7 protein-coding genes and 2 pseudogenes are annotated in these 11947 nt (G+C 65.9%); 6 read left to right on the top strand and 3 right to left on the bottom strand.

Annotated elements, in window-relative coordinates:
- The first annotated feature begins 71 nt into the window (after positions 1-71).
- Positions 72-1035 (top strand): annotated as a pseudogene (locus QP181_RS17585) (outer membrane protein assembly factor BamD).
- Between the two features lie 79 nt (positions 1036-1114).
- Complete coding sequence (gene recN, locus QP181_RS17580; protein WP_333929326.1) at positions 1115-2779, top strand: DNA repair protein RecN; 1665 nt, start codon at positions 1115-1117, stop codon at positions 2777-2779.
- A gap of 91 nt (positions 2780-2870) precedes the next feature.
- Here the strand turns inward: recN and QP181_RS17575 are convergent, their stop codons facing one another.
- The gene (locus QP181_RS17575; RefSeq protein WP_333929325.1) at positions 2871-3218 is read right to left on the bottom strand and encodes a hypothetical protein; all 348 of its coding nucleotides are present in this window, start codon (positions 3216-3218) and stop codon (positions 2871-2873) included.
- A gap of 148 nt (positions 3219-3366) precedes the next feature.
- Positions 3367-4146: a class II aldolase/adducin family protein gene (locus QP181_RS17570; protein ID WP_333929324.1), complete on the bottom strand. Its 780-nt coding sequence runs from the start codon at positions 4144-4146 to the stop codon at positions 3367-3369.
- Between the two features lie 97 nt (positions 4147-4243).
- On the opposite strand from QP181_RS17570, the gene QP181_RS17565 reads away from it, so the two are divergent.
- Together QP181_RS17565 and QP181_RS17560 are read left to right on the top strand one after the other, a co-directional pair.
- On the top strand, positions 4244-4783 hold the full coding sequence (locus tag QP181_RS17565) for a Crp/Fnr family transcriptional regulator (RefSeq protein WP_333929323.1): 540 nt from the start codon (positions 4244-4246) through the stop codon (positions 4781-4783).
- A complete protein-coding gene (locus QP181_RS17560; protein ID WP_333923980.1) occupies positions 4780-4911 on the top strand; it encodes a helix-turn-helix domain-containing protein in 132 nt (43 codons plus the stop codon). Before QP181_RS17565 ends, QP181_RS17560 begins: the two co-directional genes overlap by 4 nt.
- A 280-nt stretch (positions 4912-5191) precedes the next feature.
- On the opposite strand, the gene QP181_RS17555 is transcribed toward QP181_RS17560, so the two are convergent.
- Positions 5192-6175, bottom strand: a complete 984-nt coding sequence (locus tag QP181_RS17555) for an SDR family oxidoreductase (protein WP_333929322.1) — start codon at positions 6173-6175, stop codon at positions 5192-5194.
- A 114-nt stretch (positions 6176-6289) separates the two neighbouring features.
- Here QP181_RS17555 and ligA point away from each other — a divergent pair.
- Positions 6290-8412: pseudogene (gene ligA, locus QP181_RS17550) on the top strand (NAD-dependent DNA ligase LigA).
- 208 nt (positions 8413-8620) lie between these two features.
- Complete coding sequence (locus QP181_RS17545; RefSeq protein ID WP_132896035.1) at positions 8621-11920, top strand: TonB-dependent receptor; 3300 nt, start codon at positions 8621-8623, stop codon at positions 11918-11920.
- The last annotated feature ends 27 nt before the right edge of the window (positions 11921-11947 follow it).

Raw genomic sequence — 11947 nt, 5'->3', positions numbered from 1 at the left:
AGGAAAGGGGCAAGACTCGCCCGGCGAAAAGGATTGTTCGTGGCTATCCGCTTACGCTAAGGATCACGCCAATGCGTATCACCCAGTCTCGTGCCCTCGCGGTCACGCTCCTCGCCGCGCTTGCGCTCCCCATGGCCGGTTGTGCGGGTGGCCGCGCCGCCAAGGGCGATCTGCCCTATGTCGCGCGCGACGTCGGCACGCTGTATTCGACCGCCAAAGCACGGCTCGATCAGGGGCGTTACAAGGAAGCGGCGCAGCTGTTCGACGAGGTCGAGCGCCAGCATCCTTATTCGATCTGGGCGCGCCGTGCGCAGATCATGTCGGCATTCAGCTATTACCTCGCCAAGGATTACACCGCCTCGATCAGCTCGGCGCAGCGCTTCCTCGCGGTCCATCCGGGCAACCGCGACGCGCCTTACGCCTATTACCTGATCGCGCTCGGCTATTACGAGCAGATCACCGACGTCACGCGCGACCAAAAGATCACGCGCCAGGCGCTCGATCTCGCTCGGCGAACTGATGCGCCGCTACCCGAACACGCGCTATGCGTCGGATGCACGCCTCAAGATCGATCTGGTCAACGACCATCTCGCCGGCAAGGAGATGGAAATCGGGCGGTTCTACGAGACGCGCGGCCAGTGGCTCGCCGCGAACGGCCGGTTCCGCACGGTGGTCGACAAGTTCCAGCAGACCACGCACACGCCCGAGGCGCTGATGCGGCTGACGGAGACGTATCTGCAGCTCGGCGTGCCGATCGAGGCCGAGAAGGCTGCGGCAGTGCTTGGCCGCAACTACCCCGGCACCGACTGGTACGATCACGCCTACAAGCTGATGCAGGAGCATCCGGTCAAGCCGATCGCACCGCTGGCGCCGGGCGAGGCGATCATTCCGACCGGGACCGCGGGGACGCCGGGTACCGGCGTGCTGGAGCTTCCCAAGGCGAACGGCAACACCGGTGGTACCGGTGCAGGCAGCGTTTCGAGCCCCGCACCGGTCGGTCCGGGCAGCGCGACGCGGACCGGCCCCGGCAACTGATCGCCGGACCGCCATGAGCGCACGGACGTGAGAACAATAGGGGATCATTTTCGCGCGCTGATCGTCTAAGACGCGCACGATGCTGACCGACCTTTCCATTCGCGACGTGGTGCTGATCGAGGCGCTGGATCTGGGATTCGGCGAAGGACTTGGCGTGCTGACCGGCGAGACCGGCGCAGGCAAGTCGATCCTGCTCGATGCGCTGGGGCTTGCGCTTGGCGGACGCGGCGATAGCGGGCTCGTGCGGCACGGCGCGACGCAGGCCGTCGTCACCGCGACGTTCGACGCCCCTGCCCCCGAATCGCCGCTCGCACTGCTGTTCGATGAAAACGGGCTGGAGATCGAACGCGGCGAGCCGTTGATCGTGAAGCGGATCGTCAAGGCGGATGGCGGCAGTCGCGGATTCGTCAATGACCAGCCGGCGTCGGCGGGTCTGCTGCGCGAGATGGCGCCGCATCTGGTCGAGATTCACGGCCAGCATGACGAGCGTGGGCTGTTGAATGCCCGCGGACATCGCGCGCTTCTCGACATCTTCGGGCGGACCGAGCCAGGCGCCACTTGCAAGGCCTATGCCGGGTTCCGTGCGGCTGAAGCCGAGCTGGCGGCTTCGCGCGCGGATATCGAGACCGCGGCGCGCGATCGCGAATGGCTGGAGCATACCGTCGCGGAACTGGATACGCTGGCGCCAGTCGCTGGCGAGGAAGAGACGTTGGCGGATACGCGACGGTCGATGCAGCGCGCGGAAAAGATCGCCGACGATCTGGCGGCTATCGACGATTTTCTCGAGGGCAAGGACGGCGGGCTGGCGAAGCTGCGCCAGGCCGCGCGCGTGCTCGAGCGGATTGCGGAGGATCATGTCGCGCTGGGCGAGGCACTGGCAGCGGTCGACCGCGCGGTGATCGAAGCGTCGGTCGCCGAAGAGCAGTTGCGCGATGCGCGCGCCGAACTCGCCTATGATCCGCGCGCGCTGGAGGATGATGAGGCGCGGCTGTTCGAATTGCGGGCGATGGCGCGCAAACACCGTGTGCAGCCGGACGATCTGGCGGCGCTGGCGGACGAGATGCGCGCGCGGTTGGAGCGACTCGACGCGGGCGAAGGCGGCATTGCCGTGCTGGAGGCGCGCGTTGCGTCCGCGCGCAAGGCGTATGACACGGCCTCGGACGCGCTGACAAAGCGGCGGCTGGCGGCGGCCAAGCGGCTCGACGTGGCGGTGGCGGGCGAACTGGCACCGTTGAAGCTCGACGCGGCGCGGTTCCAGACCGTGGTCGCGCCGCTTGGCGAAGAGGGCTGGTCGGCGGCGGGCAAGGATCGGGTCGAGTTCGAGATCTCGACCAATCCGGGCGCACCGTTCGCGGCGCTGACCAAGATCGCATCGGGTGGCGAATTGTCGCGCTTCATCCTCGCGCTGAAGGTGGCGCTGGCGGAAGAGGGCGGCGCGTCGACGATGGTGTTCGACGAGATCGACCGCGGCGTCGGTGGTGCGGTGGCCAGCGCGATCGGCGAACGCTTGGCGCGGCTCGCGCAGAGCACGCAGCTGCTGGTGGTGACGCACAGCCCGCAGGTTGCAGCACGCGGCGCCAAGCACCTGCTGATCGCGAAAAGTAGCGACGGCACGGTCACGCGAACGGGTGTACGCGCCTTATCCGAGGACGAACGGCGCGAGGAAATCGCCCGGATGCTGTCCGGCGCGCAGATCACCGACGAGGCGCGCGCGCAGGCGGAGCGGTTGCTCGAGCGGGCCTGAGGTTTCGGGCCCTAGACTGCCGGCTGCGTATCCACTTCGAGCGACCCATTGGCCGAGATCTTACGGCGAATCTCTCGACCGACGTTTGGAATTAGGGCGTCGCTTGCCGCGGATGCCCCAGATGAATCTTCAACACCGGTACGACGATGTAGTCACCACCCACCTTGCGGATGCCGTGCAGCGCGCGGCTGCCGAAGCCGCCGTCTTCGCGGATCGCGGCGCGGATGGGCGTCTGCTCGGTGTGGATCATGTCGTCGAGTCCCGCCGCGCTGGCGTCCGAGCGCGGCCATAGCGTCTGCTGGACGCGATCGTCGGCCGACGAATCATCGTTCCAGTCATAGCCGATCGCCGGGGTAGGCTTTGGCGAGACATGGGTTTGCTGCGCCATGGCGGGGGTGGCGAGACACAGCGCCGACAAAACAACGGACGCCGTTTTCACCACACGTATCTCTCCTTCCACCCCGGCGGAGGCCGGGCCCAGCTGGGAAACAGTATTTGGCGAATGCTACGAACCGTTACAACGACCTTGCCTACTGGGCCCCGGGCCTCCGCCGGGGTGGCAGCCCCCAAGCAGCCCGCCCCTTACCTCAATCGCGATAGCTCGGATCGATCCGATCGAGTTTCCGCAGCAACGCCGGCCACGCCAGCCCGTCCGCCAGCATCCGCATCCCCGGACCGCTCGACTGGCCCTCGACCCTCTCCGCCACGCCCTGGTTCGGGGTGTTGAGATTCTCACGGCCCGCACTCAGCATCAGCACCTGCGCCTCGCAAGCGCGCTCGAGGAAATACATGCGGAGGAAAGCCTGCGGGATCGACTCGCCGACCGTCAGCGTACCGTGGTTGCGCAGGATCATGCTGTGCTTGGTGCCGAGATCCTCGACCAGCCGCTCGCGCTCCTCGAGCTCGGTCGCGATACCTTCGAAGTCGTGATACGCCACGTCGTGCCCGGCGATCATCGCGGTCTGCGTGTGCGGGAGCAGCCCCTCCGCCATCGCCGACACCGCCTGGCCATGCGGCGTATGCAGATGCAGCACCGCGACAGCATCGTCGCGCGCGGCATGGACCGCCGAATGGATCACGAACCCCGCACGGTTGACCGGCGCGGGCGTATCCATGACCTTGTCGCCGTTCACGTCGATCTTGACGAGCGACGACGCGGTGATCTCCTCGAACATGTGCGTATAGGGGTTGATCAGGAAATGATGCTCGGGGCCCGGCACGCGCGCGGACAGATGCGTGAAGATCAGATCGTCCCAGCCATAATGCGCCACCAGACGGTATGCGGCGGCAAGATCGACGCGCAGCGCCCATTCCTCGGGCGAAACGAGATCGCGTATCGTCGGTTCGGTCCTGAGTGCGGTCGCCATCATCCATCTCCTGTTTTTATGGGCTTAGCATAGCATGGCGCAGGCCCCTGAAATGTCACCAGATTGACAATCCCGGCGATCGGCCGACACTTCTGCGATGTCGTCGATCGATCACGCGCAGCTCGAATCGGACTCCTGGTTCGGTGCGGTGCCGGCCGAGCGGCGCGCGCTGTTGCTGGCGCAGGCGAGCGTACGATCTGTCGCGGCGGGGACGCGGTTGTACGGCGTCGACGATCCGCCCGATGGGCTGTGGGCGGTGCTCGACGGGCAGGTCCGGCTGATCGGCTATCCCGCGGTCGGCGCCGAACTCGTCGTGCTGATGATGGGACCGGGCACGTGGTTCGGTGAGCTATCGACGCTCGACGCGGGGCCGAGGCCGCATGATGCGGTCGCGTTCGGGCCGGCGCGCGTGCTGCATATCGGGATCGACGCGTTCCGGCGGCTGGCGGGCGCCACGCCCGAACTGTGGTGGGACATCGCGCTGCTGGCGTGTGCGCACCAGCGTGCGTCGCTGGCGTTCATGATGAATACGCTGGCGCAGCCGATCCCGGTGCGGCTGGCTAGGACGCTGGGGGCCTCGCGCGCGCCGCGGGCGGGAGCAGCATCGAACTTCGCCAGGAGGATATCGCCACGATGATCGGCGTGTCGCGGCAGACGCTCAACAAAGCGCTGAAGGCGATGGAACGCGAAGAGGTGATTGCTGTCGAATATGCGCGGATCAGGGTCGTGGATGCGGAAGGGTTGCGTCGGTTGGGTGCGGGGTGAGTCGTCGCGCCTCATGAATAGCACCACCCCGGCGGAGGCCGGGGCCCAATTGGGGGACGGTGATAACGATGCGCATCGCTCCGTTACTGCGGCCTTTCCACTTGGGCCCCGGCCTTCGCCGGGGTGGAGTGAGGCTCTGCGGTCTCCGATCCTCCCCCGCCAGGGGAGGTGGCTGGCCCTTGCCAGACGGAAGGGGGAGGCACGAGCAACCAGCGTTTTCGGTCCTCCCCCTCCGGCACCTTCGGTGCCCCCCCTTGCGGGGGAGGATCGTTGGCTCCCGTTACAGAACCCCGCTGCCACCCGTGGCCGCAAACGCGCTGCCACTCGTAAAGCTCGTCCCCGTCTCCGCCAGCGTCACGAACAGCGACGCCAGCTCCGCCGGCTGACCCGCGCGACCCAGCGGCGTGTCCTGCCCGAACTCGCCCATCTTGCCCGGCAGCTGTCCACCCGCGACCTGGAGCGGCGTCCAGACCGGACCCGGCGCGATCATGTTGACGCGGATGCCCTTCTTGCCGAGCTGCTTGGCGAGCCCCTTGGTGAAGATCAGGATCGCGCCCTTGGTGGTTGCATAGTCGAGCAGTTCCTCGCCCGGATCGACCGAATTGACCGACCCCGTATTGATGATCGACGCGCCCGGCTCCATCAGCGGGATCGCCGCCTTGCAGAGGTGAAACATCGCATAGACGTTGGTCTTCATCGTCCGATCGAACTGTTCGAAGCTGATCTCCGCGATCGACGCTTTCGACTGCTGGTAGGCGGCGTTGTTGACCAGGATATCGAGCCCGCCGAGTTCACGCGCGGCGCGTGCGATCAGGTCGGTGCAGAATTTCGCATCGGTCAGGTCGCCGGGGATCAAGACGACCTTCCGCCCCTCGGCACGGAGTAGCTTGGCCACATCCTGCGCATCGGGCTCCTCGGTCGGGTAGTAGTTGATCGCGACATCGGCACCTTCGCGCGAGAACGCGATCACCGCCGCGCGGCCGATCCCGGAGTCGCCGCCGGTGACCAGTGCTTTACGCCCTGCCAGACGCCCCGAGCCACGATAGCTAGCCTCGCCGCAGTCGGGGACCGGGCGCATGTCGCGCTGGAGCGCGGGCCATTTCTGGCGCTGTTCGGGGAAGGGCGTGGAAACGAAGCGGGTCTGCGGATCGGCGAGTGGCGCCTGCCCCGCCCGCTGCCCTTGCGCGAAAGCAGGCGCGGCGGCAGCGGCGAGGCCGGTGACGGCGGCGCCCTTGAACAGGTCTCGGCGGCTGGTGTCTGTCATGATTGCGCTTCCCGGAAAAATTACCTTGCGATGTCAGCGTTTAAGTCACGCGAATGTTCACGCCATGTTGATCCAGGTCTTGTCGAAAGACGCCCCCTCCCCTAACCCGGCACGATGACCGACCTTCCCGCGACCGAGACCGAAGCCGCCGCCGAGTTGGAGACGCTCGCCGCGCAGATCGCGTATCATAACGCCCGCTATCATACCGACGACGCGCCCGAGATCAGCGACGCCGAGTATGACGCGCTGGTGCGGCGCAATGCGGCGATCGAAGCGGCGTTTCCGGGCGCGGTGCGGAGCGACTCGCCGAGCCGGACTGTTGGCGCCGCCCCCGCGGGGCATCTGGCGAAGGTCGCGCATGCCAAGGCGATGATGAGCCTCGACAACGCGTTCGCCGACGAGGAGGTCGAGGAGTTCGTCGCGCGCGTGCGCCGGTTCCTGAAGCTGGCGGACGACGGGCCGGTGGCGCTCACCGCGGAGCCGAAGATCGACGGGCTGTCGTGTTCGCTGCGGTATGAAGACGGGCGACTGGTTCAGGCGCTGACGCGAGGTGACGGGCAGGTCGGCGAGGACGTCACGGCTAACGTGCGGACCATCAACGACATTCCGCAAACCTTACAGGGTGAAGCCCCCGCGATCTTCGAGGTTCGCGGCGAGGTGTATATGGCGAAGGACGATTTCGCCGCGCTCAACGCGCGCCTGCTCGCCGAGGCGGAGGAGAGCGGCAAAGACGCACGGCAGTTCGCCAACCCGCGCAACGCCGCTGCGGGATCGCTGCGCCAGAAGGACGCGAGCGTGACCGCGAGCCGGACGCTCCGGTTCCTCGCGCACGGCTGGGGCGAGGCCAGCGTCGTGCCGGGTGATACCCAGGCCGAGGTCGTCGACACGCTACGCGGCTGGGGCTTCCCGATCGCCCAGGGGTTCGCACAGGTCGAGGGAACGGCGGCGGCGCTCGACGTCTACCGGAAAATCGAAGCCGAGCGCGCCGACCTGCCGTTCGACATCGACGGCGTGGTCTACAAGGTCGACCGGCTCGACTGGCAGGCACGGCTGGGGCAGGTCGCCAAAGCCCCCGCTGGGCGATCGCGCACAAATTTCCCGCCGAACGTGCGCAGACATTGCTCGAGCGGATCGACATCCAGGTCGGCCGCACCGGCGCGATGACCCCCGTTGCGCGCCTCTCTCCCGTGACGGTCGGCGGCGTCGTCGTAACCAACGCGACCCTCCACAATGCCGACGAGATCGAGCGACTGGGCGTTCGGCCGGGCGACCGCGTGCTCGTCCAGCGGGCCGGCGACGTCATCCCGCAGATCGTCGAAAATTTGACGCCCGATGCCGAGCGCGAGGCGTACGTCTTCCCCCACATTTGCCCCGAGTGCGGGTCGGCCGCCGAGCGCGAGGAGGGCGAGGTCGTCTATCGCTGCACCGGCGGGCTGATCTGCCCCGCACAGCGCGTCGAGCGGCTTATCCACTTCGCCTCGCGCCATGCCTTCGACATCGGCGGGCTCGGCCAGACGCTGATCGAGGCGTTCTTCCGCGACGGCCTGATCGAATCGCCCGCCGACATCTTCCGCCTGACCGAGGAACAGCTAGCGGCGAGGAAGAAAGACGGGCGCGTGTGGGCGGCCAAAGTCATCGCCGCGATCGAGACGAAGCGGACGATCCCGCTCGACCGGTTCCTGTTCTCGCTCGGCATCCGTCACGTCGGCGAGATTACCGCGCGTGACCTCGCACGACGCTATGTGTCGGCGAAGGCGCTCGGCGCGGTGCTGCGTCACGCGGTATTCCTGCGCAGCCAGATCGAGCCGGTGATCGGCGAACCCGAGCGGAAGTTCGTGCTCCGCCGCGACAAGCTGCTGGTCGGCGCGATCGAAACCGCCGGCATCGGCCCGGAGGTTGCAAGCGCGCTGGTCGGATTCTGCGCCGAACCGCATAACCGCCACGTGGTGTTCGACCTGTTGCGCGAAGTGAAGCCCGCAGACGTCGTCCACGAAACGCGCGAGTCACCGGTCACCGGCCAGATCCTGGTCTTCACCGGCAGCCTGGAGACGCTCAGCCGCGACGAGGCCAAGGCACAGGCGGAAGCGCTCGGCGCGCGAGTCGCGGCGTCGGTATCGAGCAAGACGGGTCTCGTGATCGCGGGTCCGGGTGCGGGCTCCAAGCTGAAAAAGGCCACCGACCTCGGCATCCGCGTCATCACAGAAGCCGAATGGGCGGAGATCGTCGCCGCCAGCTAAGGCGCGCGACACGGCTGGTCGGCGGTTCCATCCCGGCCGAAACGGTTCCACTGCGTGGCTTTTTGCAACGCGGTATGACCGAGTGTGTCCATGACACTTCCCGACTCGCCAATGTCACATATCCGAAATATTCGAAGTGCAGGGCCGGATTAACACGACATGAAGTCGCGAAATTCGGAGCCGCGGGCTCTCAAAGGGGTAATTACTGATGCGGAACAACCTTTTCCTGGGTGTGGCAGTCGTTGCGCTCGTCGCACCTGCCGCCGCCATGGCGCAGGACACGACGGCGACGATCCGCGGTTCGGTCCAGTCTGCCGGCGTACCCGTCAACGGCGCCACGGTGGTCATCACCAACGTCCCGTCAGGCACGCGCTCGACCGCGACGACCGATGCGAGCGGGACGTTCATCGTCACCGGCCTGCGCGCCGGCGGCCCGTTCACCGTCGACATCGCGTCGGCGCAGGGCAGCACCAGCGTCACCGACATCTTCACCGTCATCGGCCAGCCGTTCGATTTGCCGATCGAACTGGCCGCAGGGGGCACCGCATCCAGTGACGAGATCGTCGTCACCGCATCGTCGATCCGCGGCGCCGGCACGTCGTCGGATGGCCCGCAGACCGTGCTCAGTGCACGCGACATCAGCAAGGTCGCCTCGGTCAACCGCGACATCCGCGACATCCAGCGTCGCGATCCGTTCGCCACGCTCGATCTGTCGAACAATCGCGCCGTGTCGTTCGCCGGTAGCAACCCACGCTTCAACCGCTTCTCGATCAACGGCGTGTCGGTCAGCGACAATTTTGGCCTGAACCCCGATGCCAGCCCTACCGCGCGCGGTCCGATTCCCTTCGACGCCATCGCGCAGGTGTCGGTCTCGATCGCGCCGTATGATTTCCGCCAGGGCAATTTCCAGGGCGGCGCAATCGACGCGACGCTTGCGTCCGGCACCAACGACTTCCACGGCACCGGCTTCTACTCGCAGAACACCGACGGCCTGTACGGCAAAAAGATCGGCTCGTTCACGCGCCCCGACACGAACTTCAAGTCGGAAACCTATGGCGCGACGTTGTCGGGCCCGATCATCAAGGACAAGCTGTTCTTCATGGTCTCGGCCGAGCGCAACACCGAAGCCCGCCCGCTGACGATCGCATCGCCGTCGCAGGTGCCGTTCGGCACGGGTAACTTCCTGACGACCGCCCAGGTCGACAACGTCGCCGCCATCGCTCAGTCGGTCTATGGCTATGACGCGGGCGAGATCCTCTCGATCGCGCAGCAGAAGGACGAGAAGATCGTCGGCAAGCTCGACTGGAACATCACCGATGGCCAGAAGCTCGCATTGTCCTACGTGAACGCGTTCGACTCGTTCGTCGTCAGCGGCAGCAACTCGCAGTCGGCCGCGTCGCCGGGCTTCTCGCTCGACTCCAACGGCTACAAGCTGGGCGAACTGCTCCGCGCCGGCATCGCACAGCTGAACTCCGATTGGTCCGACACGTTCTCGACCGAAGTCCGCGGCACGTATAAGAAGTACACCCGCACCCGCGATCCGCTGCGCGGCAACGATTTCGCCCAGTTCCGCGTCTGCCTCGATCCGACCTCGGTCGGCACCGGCGGCCAGGCTCAGTCGTGCAGCACCGGCACCCCGGTCATCGCATTCGGGCCGGACGCTTCCAGCCAGTCGAACACCTTCGCCACGGAAACGTTCGGCGGATCGGCGTTGGCCAATGTCACGGTCGGCGACCACAGCATTCGCCTGCTCGGCGAATTCTCGCGCGTGACGATCAAGAACCTGTTCCTTCAGAATTCCGCCGGCTCGTATTATTTCGACTCGCTTGCCGATTTCCAGGCGCGGCGCGCTAACCAGGTGACCTACCAGGACGCCGTCTCGCTCAACACGGACGATGCAGCGGCAGACTTCGGGTATCAGCAATATACCTTCGGCGCACAGGACAGCTGGCGCGTCAGCGATACGCTGAACCTGACCTACGGCGCACGCTACGACCTGTACGACATGCAGAGCCGCATCCCGTACAACGCCAACTTCCAGAACCGCGTCGGTTTTGCGAACACCAAGAACTTCAAGGGTCTGGGCGCGTTCCAGCCGCGCATCAGCTTCGACTTCAAGCCGCCGGTCGCGCGCCTGAAGCTGCGCGGCGGTGCCGGCATCTTCGCTGGCGGCGCACCCGACGTGTACCTGTCGAACAGCTTCTCGAACACCGGCGTGGTCACCAACTCGGTGACCGTCAACCGGATTACCAGCGGCGCGTCGGCCTATAACCAGCCGGTCGCCGTCGGCGATGCCGCGCTCAACAACGTCAATGGTGCCGCCATTCCGGCGGCACTCGCAAACTATCTGTCGACCAACACGGGCTCGCTCAGCACCGCGCCGGTCAATGCGATCGATCCGAGCTTCGACATCCCGTCGACGTTGAAGGCGACCTTCTCCGCCGATTATGACCTGTTCGGCATCGAGTTCGGCGCCGACTATATCTATTCCAAGGTCATCCAGCAGGTTCAGTTCAGCGACGCCCGCTCGGTGGTGATCGGGCGCCTGCCCGATGGCCGCCCACGCTATGCCGCACGGACCAACGCCGGCGGCATCAGTGTTACCGATCCGAACACGGATATCGTGCTGGGGAACACCAACCGCGGCCGCGGTCATGTGTGGGATGTCCGTGCCTCCAAGACGTTCGACTGGGGTCTGTCGCTCGGCGGCAGCTACACGTGGCAGGACGTGAAGGATGCAACGCCGGCCACGTCGTCGACCGCACTGTCCAACTATGGCAACGCGGCGATGGTCGATCCGAACTTCGCGGCGTATGGCCGGTCGAACGACGAAACACGGTGGGCATTCAAGTACAACATCGGCTTCGATCATGCGTTCTTCGGCGACTATCGTACCGCGATCCAGCTGTTCGGCGAGACGCGCGCAGGCCGTAACTACAGCTTCACGATGATCGACCAGAGTGGCGGTACCAGCAACCGCAGCCCGGTGTTCGGCACGCTGTCGAACAACGGTCGCTACCTGCTGTACGTGCCGACCGGCGCAAACGATCCGCTCGTCAGCTACGACACGCCGGGAACGCAGACTGCGCTCGATAACCTGATCAACAAAACCGAGCTGAAGGACTATCGCGGCAAGATCGCAGGCCGCAACATCGCCCGCAGCCGTGCCTTCACGCGTATCGATCTCCATCTCGAACAGCAGGTTCCGACCTTCATCGGCGGATCGCGCGTGACGATCTTCGGCGATATCGAGAACCTTCCGAACCTGCTCAACAGCAAGTGGGGCGGTCTGCGTCAGCTCGCCTTCCCGTCGACCGCGTCGGTCGTTCAGGTTCAGTGCCTTGCTGTCGCAACCGCGACCGGCGCTCCGGGCGTCGTCAACACTGCCGCAAACCAGACGTGCACGCAGTATCGCTACTCGTCGTTCATTGAGCCGGCGACGGCTCGCGCGCCGGTATTCAACGGTTCGCTGTACCTGATCCGTATCGGCGCACGCTTTACCTTCTAAGCTACGCTTGACGTAATCGGTCGAACC

The sequence above is a fragment of the Sphingomonas sp. LR55 genome (assembly GCF_036856015.1).
Classification (GTDB): Bacteria; Pseudomonadota; Alphaproteobacteria; order Sphingomonadales; family Sphingomonadaceae; genus Sphingomonas.
The sequence above is the reverse complement of the archived record's forward strand: the minus strand, read 5'-3'. Positions and strand labels throughout refer to the sequence as shown.

Bases quoted from the DNA above. Each gene is read 5' to 3' on its own strand.
- recN (WP_333929326.1), top strand. From the start codon at position 1,115: ATGCTGACCGACCTTTCCATTCGCGACGTGGTGCTGATCGAGGCGCTG.
- QP181_RS17570 (WP_333929324.1), bottom strand. From the start codon at position 4,146: ATGGCGACCGCACTCAGGACCGAACCGACGATACGCGATCTCGTTTCG.
- QP181_RS17565 (WP_333929323.1), top strand. From the start codon at position 4,244: ATGTCGTCGATCGATCACGCGCAGCTCGAATCGGACTCCTGGTTCGGT.
- QP181_RS17560 (WP_333923980.1), top strand. From the start codon at position 4,780: ATGATCGGCGTGTCGCGGCAGACGCTCAACAAAGCGCTGAAGGCGATG.
- QP181_RS17555 (WP_333929322.1), bottom strand. From the start codon at position 6,175: ATGACAGACACCAGCCGCCGAGACCTGTTCAAGGGCGCCGCCGTCACC.
- QP181_RS17545 (WP_132896035.1), top strand. From the start codon at position 8,621: ATGCGGAACAACCTTTTCCTGGGTGTGGCAGTCGTTGCGCTCGTCGCA.